The sequence below is a fragment of the Aureimonas sp. N4 genome (genome assembly GCF_001463925.1).
Lineage (GTDB): Bacteria > Pseudomonadota > Alphaproteobacteria > Rhizobiales > Rhizobiaceae > Aureimonas > Aureimonas ureilytica_A.
The window spans coordinates 134,341-155,772 of the sequence record NZ_BBWS01000046.1; the positions used below are offsets into that span (position 1 = coordinate 134,341).

At 66.2% G+C, this 21,432-nt stretch carries 16 protein-coding genes; 4 read left to right on the forward strand and 12 right to left on the reverse strand.

All coding sequences use genetic code 11. The annotated features are described in order from the left end of the window. Positions 1–201: 201 nt before the first annotated feature. From mdoH to AUL28_RS14955, 9 genes are all read right to left on the reverse strand, one after another. Complete coding sequence (mdoH, locus tag AUL28_RS14915) at positions 202–2,124, reverse strand: glucans biosynthesis glucosyltransferase MdoH (protein WP_306302763.1); 1,923 nt, start codon at positions 2,122–2,124, stop codon at positions 202–204. A 65-nt stretch (positions 2,125–2,189) separates the two neighbouring features. Further along, complete coding sequence (locus AUL28_RS14920; protein ID WP_058635220.1) at positions 2,190–2,522, reverse strand: hypothetical protein; 333 nt, start codon at positions 2,520–2,522, stop codon at positions 2,190–2,192. Further along, complete coding sequence (locus AUL28_RS14925; RefSeq protein WP_244493534.1) at positions 2,504–4,150, reverse strand: glucan biosynthesis protein; 1,647 nt, start codon at positions 4,148–4,150, stop codon at positions 2,504–2,506. Before AUL28_RS14925 ends, AUL28_RS14920 begins: the two co-directional genes overlap by 19 nt. A gap of 262 nt (positions 4,151–4,412) precedes the next feature. Next, positions 4,413–4,877 (reverse strand): MarR family winged helix-turn-helix transcriptional regulator, encoded by a 465-nt coding sequence (locus AUL28_RS14930; RefSeq protein ID WP_058601961.1) that lies wholly within the window; start codon positions 4,875–4,877, stop codon positions 4,413–4,415. A 235-nt stretch (positions 4,878–5,112) separates the two neighbouring features. After that, positions 5,113–5,697: an anthranilate synthase component II gene (locus tag AUL28_RS14935; protein WP_062234042.1), complete on the reverse strand. Its 585-nt coding sequence runs from the start codon at positions 5,695–5,697 to the stop codon at positions 5,113–5,115. Beyond that, positions 5,694–7,109, reverse strand: a complete 1,416-nt coding sequence (pabB, locus tag AUL28_RS14940; RefSeq protein ID WP_062234045.1) for an aminodeoxychorismate synthase component I — start codon at positions 7,107–7,109, stop codon at positions 5,694–5,696. The genes AUL28_RS14935 and pabB overlap by 4 nt, the downstream gene beginning before the upstream one ends. Before the next feature lie 120 nt (positions 7,110–7,229). Then, positions 7,230–7,874 carry a LutC/YkgG family protein gene (locus AUL28_RS14945; RefSeq protein ID WP_062234048.1) on the reverse strand — a complete coding sequence of 215 codons (645 nt, stop codon included), beginning with the start codon at positions 7,872–7,874 and terminating at the stop codon, positions 7,230–7,232. Further along, a complete protein-coding gene (locus AUL28_RS14950; RefSeq protein WP_058635216.1) occupies positions 7,871–9,313 on the reverse strand; it encodes a LutB/LldF family L-lactate oxidation iron-sulfur protein in 1,443 nt (480 codons plus the stop codon). Before AUL28_RS14950 ends, AUL28_RS14945 begins: the two co-directional genes overlap by 4 nt. After that, positions 9,310–10,101, reverse strand: a complete 792-nt coding sequence (locus tag AUL28_RS14955) for a (Fe-S)-binding protein (protein ID WP_062234052.1) — start codon at positions 10,099–10,101, stop codon at positions 9,310–9,312. Before AUL28_RS14955 ends, AUL28_RS14950 begins: the two co-directional genes overlap by 4 nt. A gap of 158 nt (positions 10,102–10,259) precedes the next feature. Between AUL28_RS14955 and AUL28_RS14960 the strand changes: the two genes are divergently transcribed. Further along, the gene (locus AUL28_RS14960) at positions 10,260–10,526 is read left to right on the forward strand and encodes a hypothetical protein (RefSeq protein ID WP_062222825.1); all 267 of its coding nucleotides are present in this window, start codon (positions 10,260–10,262) and stop codon (positions 10,524–10,526) included. Positions 10,527–10,590: 64 nt separating this feature from the next. Here AUL28_RS14960 and cobS read toward each other — a convergent pair whose 3' ends face one another. Next, entirely contained in the window at positions 10,591–11,364 is a 774-nt protein-coding gene (cobS, locus tag AUL28_RS14965) for an adenosylcobinamide-GDP ribazoletransferase (protein ID WP_062234055.1), read from the reverse strand. 502 nt (positions 11,365–11,866) lie between these two features. Here cobS and cobT point away from each other — a divergent pair. The 3 genes from cobT to AUL28_RS14985 all read left to right on the forward strand — a co-directional run bounded on the left by cobT (position 11,867) and on the right by AUL28_RS14985 (position 16,036). After that, complete coding sequence (gene cobT, locus AUL28_RS14970; RefSeq protein ID WP_058601927.1) at positions 11,867–12,883, forward strand: nicotinate-nucleotide--dimethylbenzimidazole phosphoribosyltransferase; 1,017 nt, start codon at positions 11,867–11,869, stop codon at positions 12,881–12,883. 757 nt (positions 12,884–13,640) lie between these two features. Further along, a complete protein-coding gene (locus AUL28_RS14980; RefSeq protein ID WP_062234061.1) occupies positions 13,641–14,309 on the forward strand; it encodes an HAD family hydrolase in 669 nt (222 codons plus the stop codon). 110 nt (positions 14,310–14,419) lie between these two features. Next, positions 14,420–16,036 (forward strand): inorganic phosphate transporter, encoded by a 1,617-nt coding sequence (locus AUL28_RS14985; protein WP_062234064.1) that lies wholly within the window; start codon positions 14,420–14,422, stop codon positions 16,034–16,036. Between the two features lie 244 nt (positions 16,037–16,280). On the opposite strand, the gene AUL28_RS14990 is transcribed toward AUL28_RS14985, so the two are convergent. Then, on the reverse strand, positions 16,281–19,100 hold the full coding sequence (locus tag AUL28_RS14990; RefSeq protein WP_062234067.1) for a family 16 glycosylhydrolase: 2,820 nt from the start codon (positions 19,098–19,100) through the stop codon (positions 16,281–16,283). 198 nt (positions 19,101–19,298) lie between these two features. Continuing rightward, positions 19,299–21,308, reverse strand: a complete 2,010-nt coding sequence (locus tag AUL28_RS14995; protein WP_062234069.1) for an acyltransferase family protein — start codon at positions 21,306–21,308, stop codon at positions 19,299–19,301. Positions 21,309–21,432 lie beyond the last annotated feature (124 nt).

Consider the following 21,432-nt stretch of genomic DNA (forward strand, 5'->3'; position numbering starts at 1 on the left):
GGGTGGGTGAGACCCATCGGTCATATAGACTTAGGATTAAGGTCGGCCAGCTGAACCGTTTCTGAACGCCATCTTCACGCAGTCAACCAAACAAAGCGGGCAAGACGGCGTGCGGGGGCGCCTTGGATTTGGCGCAGGCCCAAACGAAAACGCCGGACGGGGAGGGCCCCGCCCGGCGCGCGATCCTTGATAAGGCTTCGATCAGGCCGTGGCGATGGCCGCCGGCGGCAAGGGCGTAGCGCTGGAGTCCTTCGTGACGCTCGGTTCGCGCCCGATGGTCTCGTCGGTCAAGCGGCGGCGCCATTTCTCCGACGAACGGATGACCGGCTCGGGGTCGAGTTCGAAGGGCGTTGCGAAGACGCTCGTCTTGCGAACGAAGTCGCCCAAGGCAGGGTCGCCGGACAGCGAGATGAAGAGCGGCGCGATCAGCAGCGGAATGGCGATCGGGCAGACCCAGAAGAACAGCTCAAACGCATAGAAGAAAGTGAGGAACAGAAGCACCGCACCGGCGATCACCATCCACCAGGACGCTTGGAAGGCGGTTTTCAGCGGCAGGCCCTCGTCGTCGCGGTCGGTGGACGGCCAGCCGCTGTCGAGGCCGAGCAGGATCTCCGCCACCGCCTTGGACTGGAACATCATCATGATCGGCGCAAGCGCGCTGGTCAGGACAAGCTCGACGCCGCCGCCGAGCAACACAGTGAACAGGCCGCCGAAGGCCGTCGAGCGGCGCGTGAAGGCCGTGTAGCAGGCGATCAGCGTCTTGGGCAGAAGAAGCAGCAGCACGATGCCGAGCAGCAGGAGCAGCGCCTTGCCGGTTTCAGGCTGCGGGAAGACGGGGAACAGCGAATCGGCCGGGAAATAGTTCGGCGCGGGGCTGAGGATTGGGTCGAGAAGGCTGACGATCAAGAACAGAAGCCAGATCGGCGAGGCCGCATAGGCCATGATGCCGGAGATCATCGACACCCGGCTCCAGAAGCGGATGTTGGGCGCAGGGACAAGACGCCCGTGCTGAAGATTGCCTTGGCACCAGCGCCGGTCGCGCTTGGCATATTCGATCAGATTGGTCGGCGCTTCCTCGAAGGAGCCCTGAAGATCGGGGTCTACGCGGACCTTGAAGCCCGAGCGCGCGAGAAGCGCGGCTTCCACGAAATCGTGGGAGAGGATGTGCCCGCCGAAAGGCGGCTTGCCCGAGAGATTGGGCAGGCCGCAATGATCGGCGAAGGCGCGGGTGCGGATAATCGCGTTATGGCCCCAGAACGGACCTTCGCGCCCCTGCAGCGAGGCGATGCCGCGCGAGAAGACGGGCGAATAGAGTGCCGCCGAGAATTGCAGCGCGCGGCCGAACAGGGTGCGACGGCCGATGATGAGCGGCTGCGTCTGCAAAAGGGCAAGCTCGGGATCGGCGTCCATGCGCGCGACCATTTCGAGCATGGTCTCGGGCCGCATCAGCGAGTCGGCGTCGAGGATCAGCATATAGTCGTAAGCGCCGCCGCAATTGGTGACGAAGTCGGCGATGTTGCCGGCCTTGCGGCCGATATTCTTCTTGCGGTTGCGATAATAGAGATGACTGCCCGCTTCCAGCGCGGCCGCGACGGAGAAGGTCGCGCGCCGCTCGGCCGCCACGGCCTCGGCCTTGGTGGAGTCCGAGAGGATATGAACGTCGAAATTGTCGAGCCGGCGGATCGCCTGGAGGCCCTCGATCATGGCCGCGACGCGCGCCAGAACGGCGTCGGCGTCCTCGTTGTAGACCGGCATGAGAATGGCCGTGCGGCTCTGCGAGCGCCGCCCGTCGGGCGCTGCCGTCCAGCGCCGGCCGCGGCGCGAGAAGATGCCGACCACCGCCGTGTTGAAGCCCCAGGCGAGCCAGAGGCAGCAGACGATCAGCAAGAGCACCTGCACCACATGGAGCCAGGTCGTGCCATTGGCCGTGATCACCACGGCGAACAGGACGCCGGCCACGACGGCCAGGAGCAGCGCGAACAGCGCGAAGAAGAATCTACCCAATACGATCACGGACGCGCTCGCTGACAAGGATCTCGTGCGGGCGGCGACATCACCACGAGACCTTGACGGAATCATGAGAGGCGCGCCGGCCCGTCTCCGGCGCCAGGACGGATGCAACATCCGCCCGTGACGCCATGGTCTGATGAAATGGCTCGGCCGGGAGGTTGGTCCCGGCCGTCATGCGTTCAATGGCCTTCGCCGACCCCATGGGTCAGATGCTCGCGCAGGATGGGCCGCACGGGCATGGCGAGCGGCGAGCGGGGCTGCGGCAGCACCAGCTTGCGCAGAAAGGCCAGCGCCTTGCGCTTGCCCAGCCGCGCTGCCTCGATCACCACCTGCGGCTCCGGCCCGGTGCGCCCGTCGAAGGCCAGACGCTCGGCGATGGCGGCCAGAACCTCCTCCTCCGAAAGGTCCGGCCGGCCGACGAGATAGCCGACGGGGCGGGAGTCGAAGAACCGCTCGGCCTCGCCCGGAAGCGCAAGGGACGGGTTGCGCGAGATCACGGACGGCCCGTCCATTGGTACAACCATGTTTCGGAGATGATGCGCTGGTTGAAGGAGAGCTTGGCGCGCAGCTCCACCGGGCTGGCGTTCAGCTTTTCCAGTTCGATCGACAGGCGCCAGCCGCCGCCCGGCAGGCGCGACACGCCGCTATGAACGAGGCGTGCCCCATCGGCCGGCACATCGACGATCGGCACGACCATCGCGTCGAGCGGCAGGTTCTGCGCCGTGCCGGCCTCAAAATTGATTTCGAAGCGCCAGAGATTTGTGTCCGCCGTGTCGGCCCCGTTGCCGCCGACGCCCGCATAGGTGCCGCCGACCACGGCGACATGGCTCTGCATCTCGGTCATCGAGCCCCAGTGCATCCGGTAGCGGAACTCGAACTGCGAGCCGGCCTTGGGCTTTTCTTCCGGCACCCAGAAGGCGACGATATTGTCGTTCACCTCGGAATTGGTGGGGATTTCCACCAGCTGGACGCTGCCCCGGCCCCAGTCGCCGAGCGGCTCGATCAGGAGCGAGGGGCGAAGCTCGTAATGGGCCTCGACATCCTCGTAATGGGAGAAGTCGCGATCGCGCTGCAGCAGGCCGAACATTTTCGGCGAGGCTTCGGTGAAATAGGACAGGGCGAGATCGTCCGGGTTCTTGAGCGGACGCCACAGGCGCTCGCCGTTCGGACGCAGGATGAACAAGCCGTCGCTGTCATGCACCTGCGGACGGAAATCCTCGCGCTTGCTGTGGTCGTTCTCGCCGAAATAGAACATCGAGGTCAGCGGCGCGACGCCCAGCCGCTCCACCTCGCCGCGGAAGAACAGGCGCGCGGTGACGTCGATCACCGTCTGCGGGCCGGGCTTGAGCAGGAAGGCGTAAGCGCCCGTCAGGCTCGGGCCTTCCAACTCGGCGAAGATCTGCACCGTCTCGTCGGTGGGCTGCGGCTTCACGATGAAGAAGGAGGTGAAGCGCGGGAACTCTTCCGCCGTGGTGGTCGCCGTGTTGATGGCGAGACCACGGGCCGACAGGCCGTACCGGTTGTTCATGCCGAGCGCGCGGAAATAGGACGCGCCGAGGAACGAGACCAGTTCGTCGAAGAGATCGGGCCGGTCGAGCGGATAGTTCAGCCGGAAACCCGCCACGCCCGGAAGCTGGATGGTCTGAAAGAGCGAGGGATCGAGCGGGGCCAGGAATTCGAAATCGGCGCCCGAGAAGACCTGCGGCTGGAAATGCGTGCCGTCGCCCACATAGATGCGGGTGATCGCCTTGTAGAGAAAGCCCGGGAAATAGGCCTGCATCTGGAAGTTCAGCGGCTCGTTGGCCCAGACGGTCCGGTCCCGCCGGTACAGGATGCGCCGGTAATGGTCGTAGTCGAGATCCTGGATCACCTGGGGCAGTTCGTTGCCGGGATCCTGATAGGGCTGGGCCGCGCGATTGCGCATCGCCGCCGACAGATTGTCGAAGGAGAAGGCGTTCAGATCGACATGAATCGGGGGGGAAGCCGGCGCGGCGGCCGGTTGCGGCTCACCCTGCGGCGCGGGCGCTGCCGGCTGGGCTTGCGGGTCCTGGGCCCGAGCCTGCGTCCAGAGCAGCGTGATCACGCCGCCCAGACCGTATTTCAGAGCCGTGCGTCGGGAAAGATGCGAGGGTCTCGTCACGGGAATGGCGATCTTCTTCTCGTTGAATGCGCACGCCTTTGAGCATATGCGAAAAGCCGTGAATAGCCTAGCTTTCGCGAGAGGCTTCAACAAGTTCGCCGGCTTTCGCTTGGGTTAGGCGTCCACAAGTCCGCGTCGGGCCTGCCGCAACGGGGCCGCAAGCCATGCCAAGGCCCGCTGAACCCCGTTTGGGGCGGAAGTGAGGAAGAGCCTCGACGCCAACCGCGAGCGCCGTGTCGCTTGAGGTCGGCCGCCGCCGCGCTCAGCGCAGGCGGCGCAGTCTCACGCTCAGGAGTTGGTCCACCTGCTGGAGCGAACTCAGGAGCGCCGAGCGTTCGCGCTCCTCCATCGCGTTGCCAAGCTCGGTCTCCAGCCGCATCCACAGGGCGAGCACGCGCTCCTTGGCCGCCTCCCCCGCGCTGGTCAGCGTCACCATGGTGCGGCGCGCATCGCGGCTGTTGGATTCGCGCAGCACGAGATTCTTCTCGATCAGGCGATCCAGCATCTTCGAGACGGTGGACGGGCGCACGGCGAGTTGGTCGGCCAGCATGGATACGCTGACGGACTCGCCGGGCGTCAGGCGCACGAGGAGCTGATCCTGGCCGGGATGCAGATCGATCTGCGCCAGAAGCAGCGCCAGAAAGGCGCGGGTTGATTTGGCGATCGAAAGAAGGGTCGCGACCAGCTGCGCGTCTTCGTTCGTCGACTCGGAAGGTGAGGCCGTCATAGTGTCCGGCACGCCTGAGCCTCGCAGACTGATACGCTCGTTCATGCGAAACGATATGCAAGAACGCATTTCGTTTCGCATTTAAGTAATTATAAGCTGGCTTACGAAAGCGAAAGATGGTCGGGCGCGGATTGTCTCGCTTTTCGAAGGACTTGCGCCGGAAGTGGGGCTAACCCGTTGGTCTGCCTTATTATTGATGTGCGTACCTCGCGCTGGCGGGAGGTCGCCTCTCGTTTCAAACTCGTTTCCGGCCAATCAATGTCCTGAAATTGCCCAGAATCAGGAGGCCATCGGGCGTCAGGACTGATTCGGGGTGGAACTGAATCCCAAAGGTCGGATGCTCGCGGTGACGAAGCGCCATGATCTCGTTTTCTTCCGACCAGGCAGTAACGCGAAGATTCGTCTCCATTTCAACCGTAGATCGAACGATCAAGGAATGATAGCGCCCGACCTCCAAAGGATCGGCAAGGCCGGCGAAGAGATCGGATGCTTCATGGCGCACGGGCGAGGACAGTCCGTGCATGGGGCGCAGCGCTCGGCCCACCTCGCCGCCGAAGGCCGCGCCGATCACCTGATGCCCGAGGCAGACCCCCAGAATCGGAACGCGGCCCGAAAAGGCGCGCACGCAGTCGAGGCTGACGCCCGCTTCCATCGGGCCGCAGGGGCCGGGCGAGATGACGATGGCCTCGGGTTGAAGCGCCTCGATCCCGGCGAGCGTGATCCGGTCGCTGCGGATACTGGTGACGCTGAGATCTAGCCGTTCGAGATAACGGGCGAGATTGGCCGAGAAGCTGTCGTAATTGTCGAGAAGCAGGATCACGTCCGCGCCTTCGCCCCATTCGCATAGGCCTCGAAAGCCGCCAGGATGCGCGCGGCCTTGGTGCAGGTTTCGCGGTATTCGTCGGCACCTTCCGACAGGATGGTGACGCCGCCGCCCGCGCCGAAGCGCGCTTGGGCGCCTTCAAACTCCACTGTGCGAATGGCGATCGACAGATCGGCTGCGCCGTCGAATCCCAGATGCGCGATCGAGCCGCAATAAACGTCCCGCCGCCGCCGTTCCAACTCGGCGATGATGTCGCAGGCCCGGATTTTCGGCGCGCCGGTGATGGAGCCGCCAGGGAAGGTGGCGCGCAGAAGGGCGCCGGGGCCATGCTCCGGCTTCAATCGCGCGCGCACTTGCGAGACGAGATGATGCACGCCGGCAAAGCTCTCCAGCGCGCACAGCGCGGGAACCTCGACACTGTCGGGCTTGGCGACGCGCGAGAGGTCGTTGCGCAGGAGATCGACGATCATGACATTCTCGGCCCGATCCTTGCGTGAGGCGAGAAGCGCGGCGGCGGCGGCGGCATCCTCGGCCGGGTCGCTCGCGCGCCGCGCCGTGCCCTTGATGGGCCGCGTCTCGACCTCGTGGCCATGGAGGCGCAGGAACAGTTCGGGCGAGGCGGAGGCGATGGTGCGGTCCCCCACTTCCAAATAGGCCGCGAAGGGGGCAGGGTTGATGCGCCGCAACACGCGGTAGAAGCCGAACGGATCGAAGCCGTCGGGCAGAGCGGCTGTGAGGCGGCGCGCCACATTGGCCTGATAGATGTCGCCTGCGCGGATGAAGTCGCGCACTCGCTCCACCATGGAGGCGTAGGTGGCTTCGTCGAAGTCGGAGCGCCAGGCGGGCGCGACCGGCGGCGGGGGCGGCAGAGCAGGGGCGGGTCGGCTCAGCGCGTCGCGGAAACAGGCGATGCGCGTGCGCGCTTCGGCCTCTCGCGCCGCGCGGGGGGAGGCCGCGTCCAGCGCGGCGGAGAAGCCGGCGGAGACGAGATCGGCGCGGCCGGTCTCATGATCGAAGACCAGCGCCGTGTCGAAGAGCCCAAGCGCGATCAGTGGCCGGTCCGGGGCCAGGTCCGGCACGGCGCGCAGATGCTCCACGAAATGTCCCGCTTCGAACGCGAAAAAGCCGGCAAGGCCTGGGCCCAGGCGCGAAGCGTCCGTCGCCTCCGCGCGGTAGCGCCCGAGCAGAGCATCCAGCGCCGCGAAGGGCTCGTCCTGGATTCGCGCGCCGGCAAGGCGCGTCTCCTGCAGCGAGGCGGTGAATTCGGCGAAGGGCGCGGCGAGGATGGCCGATCGACGCCCGTTCGGCCCGCCCGGCGCGGCGCTGTCGAGAAAGGCGAGCCGGCCGAGCGGGCGCAGGCGCGCGGCCGCTTCGATCGGATCGCAGCCCTCGAAGGGTTCGGACCACATGGTGGAGCCTTTCCGTTTCAGCCGGTGCGCCGGCCTCGGCCGCAATACCCGCGCAGCGAGGCCGGAAGGCAGGCGCGCCGTATAAAGACAAAGCTCTGCCTTGTCAGCGCCGACCGCCGATCAATCCTCGATCAGGAAGATGTGCAGCGTCGCCGGGCCGTGAACGCCGATCACGAGACTGCCTTCGATGTCGGTCGTACCGCTCGGGCCGGTGACCACCACGAGATTGCGGCTGCGCGCGAGGTCGAAGCGCGCCACCGCCTCTTCCAGATGCGGCACGATATCGGCGGTGCGCACGGCCACGAGGTGATGCAGCGGCAGAAAGGCGTCGAGAATCGCCATATCGGGGCCGGAGCGAATCAGAAGGCTCGCGGTCTCGGCGACGGCGCATTCGGCGAGCGACAGGGCGATCCGGTCGTCCACCTCCTCACGCAAGGCCACGCCGGCCTTAGCGAAGGGCAGCGCCAGAAGCGCGGGCGTCGGCTGGAGTTTCAGCGCCGGCTCTCGGCCGCGCCTGGCGAGATGTGCCGCCACAGTGGCGGGCAGGGCGGCCCAGTTCGCCACGCGTTCCGACGAGGCGCCCGGCGGCAGGCGCGTCACCGCCGCTTCGAACAGGGTCGTGAGATCGCCATCAGGCAGGCGCGGGCGCACCCGCTCCGGCTCCAGGAGAAGCGCATCGGCGTCGGCGCGAATGCGGTCCTGCGCGCGGGCAGGACCGATCGCGTGTCGGATGGCGGCGAAGATGCGCTCGCGGGCGTCGCTCATCGCGCGCCCTCCCGCTGGCGCTTGGCCTCGGCCTGAAGGAAGGTCGGCCCGCTCGGCGGCGCGGGCATCTCGCGATGGCGCGTCCAGGCCCCGCCGACGAGCGGCAGGGACGAAATGCGCCCGCGCGCGCCGCCCATGAGATGCAGCGCCTTGGAGCCGAGCCCCATGGCCAGACGGTAAAGCGGGGGATGGGTCGCAAGCCAGCGCCAGAGCCCGATTCCGATCCGCATCGTGCGCGGCTCCAGTCCCTCGCGCCAGCTCGCCGTGCGCCAGCCCTTGAGCAGGGTCGGGAGCGGAATATCGACCGGGCAGACTTCGCGGCAGCGCCCGTTCAGCGTGCAGGCATGGGCGAGGTCGCGTGTCTTCTCGTTCAGCCCGTCGAAGATCGGCGTCAGCACCGCGCCCATCGGGCCGGGATAGGTGCCACCATAGGCGTGGCCGCCGATCTGGTTGAAGACGGGGCAATGGTTCATGCAGGCACCGCAGCGGATGCAGCGCAGCATCTCGCGCATCTCCTCGCCCGCCAGCATCTTGGTGCGTCCGTTGTCGACCAGCACGATATGGAACTCGTCCGGCCCGTCGAGATCGCCGGCCCGCTTCGGCCCGGTGTGAAAGGTCGTGTATTGCGTCAGCGCCGCGCCCGTGGCCGAACGCACGAGAAGGCGCAGCATCATCGCGGCATGGGCGGCCGAGGGCACGAGCTTTTCGATGCCGGCCGTCGCGATGTGAATGCGCGGCGGCGTGGTGGTCATCTCGGCATTGCCCTCATTGGTCACGGTGCAGACGCTGCCCGTGTCGGCGATGAGGAAGTTCGCGCCCGATATGCCGACATCGGCGTCGAGAAAGCGCTGGCGCAGATGCCGGCGCGCCGACGCCGCCATGGCCTCGGCGGTTTCCTCCCGATGCGGGTCGGCATGGGAGGCGCGGAACAATTCGGAAATCTGCTCGCGCGTCTTGTGCATGGCGGGCCAGATGATGTGGCTCGGCCGCTCGCCGGCGAGCTGCACGATATGTTCGGCGAGATCCGTCTCGACCCGCTCGATGCCGGCGTCCTCCAGCGCGTGCGGCAGGCCGATCTCCTCGCCGAGCATCGACTTGGAGCGCGTCACGCTCTTGGCGCCGGCCTTGCGACAGATGTCCACGACGATACGGCAGGCCTCGTCGGAGGTCTCAGCATAGTGGACCACCGCGCCATTGGCGCGCGCGTTGCGCTCGAACTCGGCGAGGTAATGGCCGAGATTCTCGACCACGTGATCCTTGATCGCCTTGCCGCGCTCGCGCGCCACCGCGAAGTCCGGCCATTGGCCGACGATCGCCGCGCGCTTGGTGCGCGCCGTGCCCGTGGTGCGGTCGATCGCCGTCTTCAGCCAGCGGTCGGCCAGCGCGCCGTCGGCGCGTTGCAGAAAGTCCGGTGTGGGTGTCGGGGCCGGGGCGCTCATGGCTTCTCTCCGGCGGGCGTTTCGCCGATGGCGGGGGTGCTCAGCCGGCCGGCAATGGCCTCCACCGTGTGGAACACGCGCACCGGGGAGCCGCGCCGTTGCAGCTTGCCGGCCATGTTCATGAGGCAGCCGAGATCGCCGCCGAGCAGAATGTCCGCGCCCGTCGATTCCACGGCCACGGCCTTTTCCTCCACCACGGCATTGGCGATGGCGGGATATTTCACGCAGAACGTGCCGCCGAAGCCGCAGCAGACATTGTTGCCGGGCAGGGGCACGAGATCGAGCCCCTCGACGCTGCCCACGAGGCGGCGGGGCTGGTCGTGGACGCCGAGTTCGCGCAGGCCCGAGCAGGTGTCGTGATAGGTCGCCTTCCCCTCGAAGCGCGTCGGCGCGGGGTGGAAGTCCATGACATCGACCAGGAAGCTGGTGATCTCATGGGTGCGGGCCGCCAGGTCTTCGGCGCGGCGCAGCCAAGCGGGATCGTCGCGAAACGTGTGGGGATAGTCGTGGCGGATCGTCCCGGCGCAGGAGCCCGAGGGCGCGACGACATAGGGGTACGACTCCAGAACCTCGATCTGGTGCCGGGCCATGGCGCGCCCGCTGGCTTCGTCGCCCGAATTGAAGGCCGGCTGGCCGCAGCAGGTCTGATCCAGCGGCACCTCGACATCGCAGCCCGCCGCCACCAGAAGATCGCGCGTCGCCTCCGCAATGCCGGGCCGCATGACATTCACGAGGCAGGTCACGAAGAGGGCGACCTTCGGCCGCTCGGATTCGGATTGGGTTTGCATGAAGGCCTCCGCCGCCTTGCCATTCCCTTTCCTATTGGAACTCCCGGCGCGCCGAAGCAAGGCTTCGAGTGCTTCTAAAAACATGGGGGAAAAGACTCGCTTGGCAGAGCGAGGAACTCGTGCTTAACTTTTCAACAATTCGAACGGAGGCCTCAAAAATGTACGTCGTGCGAATTGACTGCGATGATGCCCGCAAGTTCCAGGCCTTTTCGAAGCTGCGCGATGCGCGCGTCTTCGCGCGTGAGGCCGGCGAGTCCGAGGACCTCGAGGAAATGCCCGTTCTGTTCGAGGTGCCCGATACCAACGATGCCGAGATCGCCGTGATGGCGGTGCGCGATGGCATGGGCGTTCCGGTGATCGAGCCCGAGCCGGACGCGGCCGTGATTCTGGCCTCCATGGGCCTCGGAACGGGTCTTCGTATCTGAGGGCTGCCAAGCGCGCCGTCTCTGCCGCTTCCTGAGCGGACGCGGCGGTCTCGTGTCTTGGCGCTCAAGCCGTGAGCGCGAGGCCGAGAAGGAGAAGGCATTCCACGATCTGCTGGGCGGCGCCGAGCGTGTCGCCCGTCGTGCCGCCGAGCCTCTGCGCGATGAAGCGGCGAAACAACCAGAGCCCGCAGAGAGCGAGGGCGGTTGGTGCGAGCGCGCCGGTCCAGCCGCCGATCGCCGCCCCGCCCGCGACCGCGAGGCCGAGAGCTGCAAGCGCGACCTGACGCCCTTCATGCGGGAAGGGCGCTTCCATCCGATTCGACAGGCCCCCCGGCCGCGCCGAGGGCAGGCTGGACCAGAGCCAGGCCATCGCGCCCCGGCTCGCGCCCGCTACGACCAGCACCGCCAGCGCGCCGTGCGCGGGCGCATGGGCCGTGAGATCGGCCAGAAGCGCGGCGCGCAAGGAAAACGCGCCGATCAGCGCCAGCGCGCCATAGGTGCCGATCCGGCTGTCCTTCATGATCTCCAGCGCGCGCTCGCGCGTGGCGTGGCCGAAGAGCCCGTCCGCCGTGTCGGCCAGACCGTCCTCGTGCAGCGCGCCGGTCAGTCCGATGAGAAGAAGAAGAGCGATCAAGGCGCAGGCGAAGGGCTGGAGCCCGAGCGCGGCGAGGCCGAGAAGGATCAGGGCCGGAGGCAGCGCCACGGCCAAACCGACGAACGGAAAGGCGAGGGCATCGCGCCCCAGCGGATGCGGGCCACCCTCGAAGGCGCTGGTGCGCGCGGGGAAGCGCGTCAGAAAGGCGCTCGCGCGAAAGAAGCGATGGGCGGCGCGCTGCATGGATGAAGCCTTTTTCCCCTCTGTGTTCCGGCGCTTCTAACAGAGTTTTGCTGCGATGCTGGCCGTTGCGAAAGGTTGCCACCCTGCGGGTCGCCTCGGTGGATATGGCTCGTCGCTCGCAGAGCCTGTTCGACAACTCGGCCGGGCGTATCCCTTTCCCTCCTGCTTCGGCGCCGCTCTTCATCGATGCTGCTGGCATCGGCGGCGCTGGAGGCTTGTTGGGGCCTGCCATCCTGTCACCGCCCTTCCACGTGCGGATTTTCAAACACGTTCGGAATGCGTTCTCGCTCCGACGCGGGGCACTGGATCTTCGGGCCGGAAAACGCTGGGGGCTTTGGCATGCGCAACGGTTTGCGCGCTGGGGGCTTCTTGCCTATGGAGCTTGGCGTCGAACCCAACGCGCTCGCGCGGGCGTCTGCCTGCTGCGAGGCACGTCGGTTCGGCGCCGGACGCGGGCCCAGCTGTTCCGCCCGGTCCGCATTTCTTCGAGGAACCTCATCCCATGTCCGCCACCGGCCGCCCCTTCGATGACATCCGCGCGCTGCTTGCCCAGATGCCGGGACCCGACATTCGCGCCCGCCACGACGCGCGCCACCGGCAGGAGGAGCTGACCAAGCCCTCCGGCAGTCTCGGTCGGCTGGAGGACATCGCCGAATGGATGGCGGCGTGGCAGGGCCGCGCGCCGAGCGTCAACCGGCCGACGGTCGCGATCTTCGCGGGCAATCACGGCGTCGCCGCGCGCGGCGTCTCGGCCTATCCGACGGCGGTGACGCAGGCCATGGTCGAGAATTTCGCCGCAGGTGGCGCGGCGATCAACCAGATCTGCGCGACCTTCGACCTCGGCCTCAAGGTCTTCGATCTCGCGCTCGACTATCCCACGGCCGACATGTCCAAGGAGCCGGCGCTCAGCGAAAAGGACTGCGCGGCGACCATGGCCTTCGGCATGGAGTGCTTGGCGGGCGAGCCCGATCTCCTGTGCATCGGTGAAATGGGCATCGGCAACACGGCGGTCGCCGCCGCGATGTTCGCGGCCCTGTTCGGCGGCGAGGCGGCGGACTGGGTCGGCCCCGGCACGGGGCATGACGCGGCCGGTATGGAGCGCAAGCGCGCCATCGTGCAGGAGGCGATCGACCTGCACCGCCCACATTTCGGCAATCCGCTCGAAATCCTGCGCCGGCTCGGCGGGCGCGAACTGGCCGCCATGTCGGGCGCGATCCTCGCCGCGCGCCTCCAGCGCGTGCCCGTGATTGTGGACGGCTATGTCGCGACGGCCTCGGCCGCCATTCTTCAGGCGCTGGACCCGACCGCGATCGACCATTGCCTTTTCGGCCATGTCTCGGCCGAGCCGGGCCATCAGGCGGCCTTGGCGCGCATGGGCAAGGTCCCACTTCTGGCGCTGGGGATGCGCCTTGGCGAAGGCACGGGCGCCGCGCTCGCCGCCGCCATGGTAAAGGCGGCCGTCGCCTGCCACAACGGCATGGCGACCTTCGCGCAGGCCGGCGTTCCCGACCGGCAGTAGGCTCTTCCCGCAACACGACGGCATGGCTGGTGCGGCGGTCCGCCGCCAGCCACTGCGGCAAGGTGGGCTTGCGGTCAAGAAGCAGGCGCTACGAGGCTCTTTCGGTCGGCTCCTGCCGCTTGTCCGTGAGCCTGGATCTTAGGCCCTTACAGGAACCACCCTGCCGAGCCGCCGTCTCGCTTCTGAATCGGAGTCATGAGCCGCTCCCGGACGCCGAGCCGTGCCCGGCGGGTGAAGGTCTGTGCCGCCCTCCGCCATGGGCCGAACTCGCCGGGAAGGGATCGCCGAAGAGCGCTCACATCCTATCGCAGAGCGCGGCTGTTCACCGCACCAGCGTGTCATCCTCGTGGGTCAGACGAAGTTCGAGAAGGCGTTCCATGCCTTCCAGTTTCAGAGCGATGGCGGCCGGGTCGCGGGAGCGCTCGCATCGTTCGAGAGGATCGTCGACGAGATCGAAGAGGACCGGCGGCAGCGGGCCAGGGCATCGACGGCGCGAAGCTGGGCAAGAGTGGGCGCCATGCAGATGTCTCCGAGTTCGGCAGGGGGCCTTCCTTAGCATTGGTTCGCGCGCACGCGGAGGCGTTGCCCCCATCCGCCGTCAGGTCCGATCCGCTTGTGGGGCTGAGGCCGTCACGGACCATGGGCAAGGACCGTGATCGGCCTACTCCGTTTGGGCTTGCTTCGCCTCCCGTCAGCCGCTTGTCATCTCCATCGCCTAGGAATCCATCGTCCCGAACCGATCGGCAAAGGTCCCGGCATGGATTCTGCTTGTCAGCCCGAACTGGTGATCTTCGATTGCGATGGCGTTTTGATCGACAGCGAAGCGATCCAGTGCCGGATCGATGCGCAGGAACTGACGAAACTCGGATTTCCGGCCAGTCCCCATGACCTCGCGCGAGCCTTCGTCGGCCGAACCACAAGAGACATGATCGAGCATGTCGAGCGGTCGCTCGGGCGAACGCTGCCCGATCGTTTCGAAGCCGACCGGGATCATCTGGTGGAACAGGCCTACCGCACCGAGCTGCGGGCCATCGAGGGCGTCGTGGAGGTGTTGGAGGGCGTCGGTATCCCGACCTGCGTGGCATCGAACGCCGCGATGGGGCACCTGCGATATGTCCTGGAGTTGACCCGTCTTTTGCCTCATTTCGAGGGGCGATTGTTCGGTGTCGATCTGGTACCCCGTCCCAAGCCCGCGCCGGACCTCTTTCTCCTGGCCGCCAGAACCATGAATGTCGCGCCGGCCAGATGCCTCGTTATCGAAGACAGCGAAACCGGCGTTCGGGCCGCGGTCGCGGCCGGTATGCCGGTCTTCGGCTTTCACGGGGGAGGGCATTGCTACCCCGGCTATGAGGCGCGGCTGATGGATGCCGGGGCGATGCGGGTCTTTTCGGACATGAGAGAGCTGCCTGCCCTTTTGCGGCTTTAGGGCACGCGACGTCACGCCGTTCCCCTCGTCGCGCCGAGGGATCCGGCCGCTATCGCGCCTCTGTCATATGGGCGCGCTACGATCTCTCGTTCACAACTTCGAGAGGGATCATGACGATCACCGCTGAACGGACCGCCGCAGACGTCGCAGTAAGACGCCCCGATCTCGATCGTGGTCTGGGAGCCGCCGGACGATGGGGCTTCGTGGTGGCGACAGGGGCCGCCATCGCCTATGTCGCCTATAGCATCTACGCCGACGCCAGCGCCGCCGGAGTCCAGCCGACCACCTATCTGCCTTTCATTCTCCTGTTCGTCTCGCTGCTGATCGCATTGGGCTTCGAGTTCGTGAACGGCTTCCACGACACGGCCAACGCGGTCGCAACCGTGATCTACACCCATTCGCTGCCCGCCCATGTCGCGGTCGTCTGGTCCGGGGTCTTCAACTTCCTGGGCGTGCTCGTGTCGAGCGGCGCGGTGGCCTATTCGATCATCTCGCTTCTGCCGGTCGAACTCATCCTGCGCGTCGGGTCGCAGGCCGGGTTCGCGATGGTCTTCGCGCTCCTGATCGCCGCCATCGTCTGGAATCTTGCCACCTGGTATTTCGGCCTGCCCTCATCCTCGTCCCACACTTTGGTGGGCTCGATCATCGGCGTCGGTGTCGCCAACGCGGTCTTGAGCGGTCACGGCGGCACCGCCGGGGTCGAGTGGGGCGAGGCGGCCAAGGTCGGCTATTCCCTGCTTCTTTCGCCAATTCTTGGTTTTGCCCTGGCCGCCATCCTGTTCAAGGTCATGCGTGTCCTCGTGCGCAACGAGGCGCTCTATCGCGAGCCGAGCGCGAACACGCCGCCTCCGGCCTGGATTCGCGGACTTCTGATCTTTACCTGCACGGGCGTGAGCTTCCTGCACGGCTCCAACGACGGGCAGAAGGGCATGGGTCTCATTATGCTCATCCTCATCGGAACGGTGCCGACCGCCTATGCCCTGAACCGGGCCGTGCCCGAAAGCTACATGCCTGAGTTCCACCAGCGCGCCGAGGCCGTCGTCTCCGCGCTGGCCCCGCGCGGCCCCTACCGCGTCGACGCCGCGGTGACGGCCGAGGCGGCCTTGCAGCGCTATATTGCGCAGAAGACCCTTCAGCCCGACACGCTGCCGGCGCTTGCCTCGCTCGCCACCGACATCGACAACGAGGTCTCGCGCTACGGCTCGCTTCAGGCCGTGCCTGCGGCCGTCACGAAGAACGTGCGCAACGCCATGTATCTCGCGTCGGAAGCGATCAAGCGTCTTCAGGCCGACGAGACGGTTTCCCTGACTCCCGACGAGACCTCGGCCCTGTCGGCCTTCAAGGCCTCGCTGGATGCCGGCACACGCTTCATCCCAACCTGGGTCAAGGTCGCCGTGGCCTTTGCGCTCGGCCTCGGCACGATGGTTGGCTGGAAGCGCATCGTCGTGACGGTGGGCGAGAAGATCGGCAAGCAGCACCTCACCTATGGACAGGGCGCATCCGCCGAGCTGGTCGCCATGGCGACGATCGGCCTGGCGGACCGGTTCGGCCTGCCGGTTTCGACGACGCATGTCCTGTCGTCGGGCGTCGCAGGCACGATGGTCGCCAACGGCACCGGCCTGCAGATGAGCACGGTGCGCAATCTCGGCGCGGCCTGGCTCCTGACCCTGCCGATCTCGATGCTGCTGTCGGCGGGCCTCTACGCCCTGTTCCTGCAACTGGCCTGATCCCCGCGGGCCCGGCGGGTCGCCAAGGCCGATCGTGCCGCAGCACCGCCGGGCCAACCCCTGATCGACATCGGCCTTTCACGCCAAGCGGGCTTTCTGGCCCAAGAAAGCCGGAGCATTTCCCGCGAAAGCCGGGTCGGTTTTCGCGCCGGGACACTGCGAGAAACGGGCGCCGGGACTTAGAACCGGAAACAGAACACTCGGCCGATCCGAAGTGTTCTGTTCCCGGTCCCTAGACCCCGTTTCAGGCGAACACGTGGTGATCCGTCAGATCCTTGATCGTCTCGTTCAGGATCGTCACCTTGTCGCCGCCGTCGAAGAGCAGCACGACCGAGCTGCCGGACTGGATCATGCTTGGCAACTGCGCGCCATGGCCATAGGCGGACCAATCGATCCGGTCTTCGGCGGCGTTGAAGTCGCTGATCGTGTCCTGACCGCCGCCGGGGGCGAAGACGAAGAGATCGCGCCCTTCGCCGCCGGTCAGCCAGTCGTTGCCGCCGCCGCCCCGGATCGTGTCGTCGCCGGCCTTGCCGTCGATCACGTCGTTGCCCGCGCCCCCGGTCAGCATATTGCCGAGCCCGTTGCCGATCAGCGTCGCCGCTGTGGAGCCGGCTGTGGCGCGAAGGGCCGAGCCGGTGAGGACGAGCTGTTCCACATTGGCTGGCAGCGTGTAATCGATCGAGGCATAGATCGTGTCGCGGCCTTCGCCGGCATTTTCGATCACGCGGTCGCCGGGATTGTCGACATAATAGGTGTCGTCGCCCGTGCCGCCGATCATCGTGTCGGCCCCGGCCTTGCCGTCGAGAACGTCGTTGCCCGCCCCGCCCGACAGGATGTTGTCGAGCCCATTGCCGAGAAGCGTGTTGTTCAGGGCGTTGCCGGTGCCCCGGATGGCATTGCCTTCCAGAACCAGCATCTCGACATTGTCTGTCAGCGTGTAGTCGATCGAGGCGCGAACGGTGTCATAGCCTTCGTTCGGTGCTTCCACGACCTTGTCGCCGGGATTGTCGACGTAATAGCTATCATTGCCCGTACCGCCGATCATCGTGTCGGCCCCGGCCTTGCCGTCCAGAATATCGTTGCCCGCGCCGCCCGACAGGATATTGTCCATGGCATTGCCCGTCAGCGCATTGTCCAGCTCGTTGCCGGTGCCCCGGATCGCCTTGCCTTCCAGCGTCAGGTACTCGACATTGTCGGGCAGGGTGTAGTCGACCGAGGAGCCGATGCCGTCGCGCCCCTCGCCGGCCTTCTCGATGACGACATCGTCCACATTGTCCACGGAATAGAAGTCGTTGCCGGTGCCCCCGATCATCGTGTCGGCGCCCGCCCCGCCGATGATCGTGTCGTTGCCGCCGCCGCCGATCAGCGTGTTGGCCTCCGCATTGCCGAACATCTGGTTGGCGAGATCGTTGCCCGTGGCCTTCAGCGCGCCCGCCAGAAGCGTGATGTTCTCGACATGGTCGGGCAGGACGTAATCGACGCTGGCGCGTACCATGTCCTTGCCGCCATTGGCCTGCTCGACGATCGTGTCCTTCGAACTGGTGATCGTATAGGTGTCGTCGCCCTGCGTGCCCACGAAGGCCTGAGCGACCGGCTCCTTGACGACCACGGTCTGCTCGGCGGCGGGGTGGGCGAGGGGGCTCCCGTCGAGACTGTAGGCCCTGATATAATCCACCTTCAGGTCCGCCGCCTTGAAGGTCGAGAGATCGGCCGTCTTGTCGATCGCGAGATTCACCAGCATGTACATGGGGCCGTGCATGTCGGCCGGGGTCGCGATGGACTTCACCGCCGCGCCGTCGAGATACCAGGTGACGGTGGAGGCCGTCCACATCACGCCATAGGTGTGGAAGCCGGCGGTGAGGTCGGGCGTGAAGATCGTGCTCGACAGCGGCACGTCCTTGCCGGTGGAATAATCGTGGGTAGTGGCTCCCCAGGCGTCGGTGCCATGGCTTTCCATCACGTCCAGCTCGGAGCCGTTCTTGCCGGTCGTGTAGAGCCAGAAGGCGGGCCAGACGCCCTGGCCGGCGGGCACTTCCATGCGCGCTTCGAAGTAGCCGTAGGTCTGGGTGAAGCTGTTGCGCGTCGTCAGAAGGCCCGACGTATACTGATAGCCGTAGAGCGCGCCGAGCTGCGCATCGGGCGTCTTGTCGGCATGGATGCTGAGAATGCCGTCCTTGACGCTGAACGGGTTGGTCGTGACGGCCTGCCCATTCTTATCGAGCATCGCGGTGTCGACATAGAGCTGCTTCTCGCCATTGCCCGGCAGCGTGCGCGCCATCACGGCGTTTCGATCGCCGCCCCAGCCATAGTCGGTGCGCCAGGTGCCGCTGTCCTTGCCGTTCCACAGATTCAGCGAGTTGAAGTCGTCGTTGAAGGTCTGCTTGAACTGCGAGGTGTCGAGCTTGAGGTGGAAGTTGTCGGCGGTGAAATCCTTCACCTGCGTGTTCAGGATCTTGACCGCGTCCGTCTCGGTCAGTTTCAGGATCACGTCCGACCCGACCTGGGTCATCGCCGCCTTCACCTGCGCGAAGGACTTGAAGTCGTAGCCGCTCAGCCGGATCGTGTCCGGGATGATCGAAGGGCCGGACGTGCCGCCGGGGTGGAAGTCGGTGATGACATCGTAGCCCGACTTGGCGCTGAAATCGAAAATGTCGCCGCCGCCGCCGCCCGTCAGGACGTCGTTGCCCATGCCGCCATTGATGATCTGGAAGCGGGCATTGCCGACGATATAGTTGGCGAGCGCGTTGCCGAACACGCCGTCGGCATAGCCGACCACGGCGTTCTCGACATGATCGGCCATGACATAGCTGCCGACGAGGTTGACCGTATCGATGCCGCCCGTCGCGGTTTCCACGATCTTGGTTCTTTGATCGACCTGATAATATCGGTCGTCGCCGTCTCCGCCGATCAGCGTATAACGACCCATGCCGACCGAGAAGGCGTCGTTCTCGGCCGTTCCCGTCGCAACTCCATTGATCAGCTTGGAGCTGTTGTAGGCATTGGCCGTCTTAACGTATCCGCCGCTGAGCTTGACGGGATTTCCGAAGAAGTCCTGAAGCGCCATGATGCATCCCCTTGATTTATCAGGATGCTACGCGGCGAGTTCCTAACTCCTGTAGAGGTTGATCTTTATGATTTTAATGAAGACCGCTTTCGCACGATCTGTCGCAGCTTTGTGATCGGCGAATGGTGAATCATGAGATGCTGCAACAAAGACAGTTCTTTTAGCTGGGCGTTGTTGTGCCGCCCGGCTCGGCCGTGTTCAGCCGCCGGGCCGCAGCGCCCGCGCCAGCACATCCGATAGCGCCAGCGCGCCACTTCGGCTGAGATGGTTGTCGTCGGCATAGAGCACCACGCCCTCGCGCTGCATCGGGCAGCCCTGCGCCACCGAGCACAGGCTCGCGCCGACATCCACGAGTTGAAAGGACTGCGTGCGCGCCAGATCGGCGAAGGCCGCGCGCAGCGGGGCCTGGCGGGCTTCGTGCAGGGCCAGCGGCAGGCTGGCCTGCGCGGGATGGCCGTAGAGATCATGCAGCATCAGGGCGCGGGGCACATCGTATCGCTGCTCGGGAATGAAGGCGACGAGGCTCACCTGCATCGGCGCCAACCCGTCCATCAGGCGGGCGAGGCCGCGCCGGAACACCGCGCGGTTTTCCGCAAGGCTCGGCGCCGGCGAGGCATCGTCCGTGATGAGCCAGTTTTCGCCCTTGCTCTGGCCGAAACGATTGCCGAGGAGCGCGCTGGTCCAGCGGGCGGTGAGAACCGCTTGTTTCAATTCGGGATGGCGCTTGGCAAAAGCCAGCGCCGCGTCCACGAAAGCACGGCAGTCCGGGTCGGGCTGATCGACACCGGCCAGCGCGAAGCAGCCGCTATGAACCAGCGCATAGCCCTTGCGCCCCATCCGGCGCGCCGCTTCGCTCATGCCGGGCAGGCTGGCGTCGGCGAAACTGTCGCCCATGAACATGAAGTCCGCCTCGGCGGCATGGGGATCGCCGATCACGCAGGCCTCGCCGGCCCGAAGGCGCTCGGGCGCGAGGCGGTCGCATGCGGCGCGGCGCGGATTGGTGTCGAGCGCGGCGGCGGCATCGGCGCGGGCGCGTTCCGGCAAGCGTCCGGGAAAGCCCGCCGTGACCTGCCCGAGGCCCGCGAACAGAACCACCAGCGCGCCGAGCGCGGCCGTGCCGAGAAACAGACGCCCGCGCGTTTCGGGCCGCTCATGGCGGAAGGGCCGTTCCACGAAGCGCCAGGAGAGAACTGCGCAGGCGAACATGGCGACGAGCGCCAAACCTGTCTCGATACCCTCCGGCTCGCGCATCAGGACATATCGCAGCGCGACGATGATCGGCCAGTGCCAGAGATAGAGCGAATAGGAGATGAGCCCGACGAAGACCAGCGGGCGGAGCGACAGAAGGGCGCTGACCCGATGGCGCTCGCCCCGTCCGCCATAGAGGATCAGGGCCGCGCCGATCACCGGCGGCAAGGCGCTTTCGCCGGGAAACAGCATCCCTTCGTGATACAGGGCAAGCGAACCTGCCAGCAGAGCAAGACCGAGAAGGCTCGAGGCTTCGGCGCGCGCGCGAGAAGGCGGCGCGTGCGAGGCCAGCGCCACCAAGGCCCCCGCCAGGATTTCCCAGAAGCGCGTGAAGGGCAGGTAGAAGGCGAGCGTCGCATCGACCCGCACCAGCCAGATCGACAGCGCCAGGGACAGGACGAAGCCGATCAGCACGACCGCGCGGCGGCGCGAGGCCCCAGCGCGCCCGATCGCCATCGCGACCAGCGGAAACAGAAGATAATACTGCTCTTCCACCGCCAGTGACCATGTGTGCAGAAGAGGCGCGAGTTCGCTGGACGGGTCGAAATAGCCGGTCTTGGTGAGGAAGTAGATGTTGGAGAGGAAGGCCACGGTCGCGGCCATGCTCTGGCCCAGCGACTTGTAATCCACCGGCGTCAGCACGAAGGCGAAGCCGATCACTGTGGCCAGCATCACCACTGTGAGCGCGGGAACGATGCGCCGGATGCGCCGCTCGTAGAAGCGCGCGATCGAGAACGTGCCCGCGTCCACTTCCGAGAAGATGATGCGCGAGATCAGAAAACCGGAGATGACGAAGAAAATGTCGACGCCGACGAAGCCGCCGGGCAGAAGGCCGAGATGGAAGAAGACGACGGCCAGAACCGCGATCGCACGCAGTCCGTCGATATCGGCGCGGTAGCTCGGACGAGCGTTCACCTGCGCCTGCGAAGCGCCCGCGCGCCGCGCGATCTGATCAAGCATGGCGAACCGAATGTCGATCGAGGGCGCTGAAACAGGTCTGCATGGCCGTGTCGTCGCCTTTGAAGCGGTGGAACACATGCCGTATAAGGCTTCGACGCCCCCAAACCAAGTGCTTCATACTTTA

Coding starts and splice junctions, on each gene's coding strand:
- mdoH (WP_306302763.1), bottom strand. CDS start 2,124: ATGTTGCATCCGTCCTGGCGCCGGAGACGGGCCGGCGCGCCTCTCATG.
- AUL28_RS14920 (WP_058635220.1), bottom strand. CDS start 2,522: ATGGACGGGCCGTCCGTGATCTCGCGCAACCCGTCCCTTGCGCTTCCG.
- AUL28_RS14930 (WP_058601961.1), bottom strand. CDS start 4,877: ATGACGGCCTCACCTTCCGAGTCGACGAACGAAGACGCGCAGCTGGTC.
- pabB (WP_062234045.1), bottom strand. CDS start 7,109: ATGTGGTCCGAACCCTTCGAGGGCTGCGATCCGATCGAAGCGGCCGCG.
- AUL28_RS14945 (WP_062234048.1), bottom strand. CDS start 7,874: ATGAGCGACGCCCGCGAGCGCATCTTCGCCGCCATCCGACACGCGATC.
- AUL28_RS14950 (WP_058635216.1), bottom strand. CDS start 9,313: ATGAGCGCCCCGGCCCCGACACCCACACCGGACTTTCTGCAACGCGCC.
- AUL28_RS14955 (WP_062234052.1), bottom strand. CDS start 10,101: ATGCAAACCCAATCCGAATCCGAGCGGCCGAAGGTCGCCCTCTTCGTG.
- AUL28_RS14960 (WP_062222825.1), top strand. CDS start 10,260: ATGTACGTCGTGCGAATTGACTGCGATGATGCCCGCAAGTTCCAGGCC.
- cobS (WP_062234055.1), bottom strand. CDS start 11,364: ATGCAGCGCGCCGCCCATCGCTTCTTTCGCGCGAGCGCCTTTCTGACG.
- cobT (WP_058601927.1), top strand. CDS start 11,867: ATGTCCGCCACCGGCCGCCCCTTCGATGACATCCGCGCGCTGCTTGCC.
- AUL28_RS14980 (WP_062234061.1), top strand. CDS start 13,641: ATGGATTCTGCTTGTCAGCCCGAACTGGTGATCTTCGATTGCGATGGC.
- AUL28_RS14985 (WP_062234064.1), top strand. CDS start 14,420: ATGACGATCACCGCTGAACGGACCGCCGCAGACGTCGCAGTAAGACGC.
- AUL28_RS14990 (WP_062234067.1), bottom strand. CDS start 19,100: ATGGCGCTTCAGGACTTCTTCGGAAATCCCGTCAAGCTCAGCGGCGGA.
- AUL28_RS14995 (WP_062234069.1), bottom strand. CDS start 21,308: ATGCTTGATCAGATCGCGCGGCGCGCGGGCGCTTCGCAGGCGCAGGTG.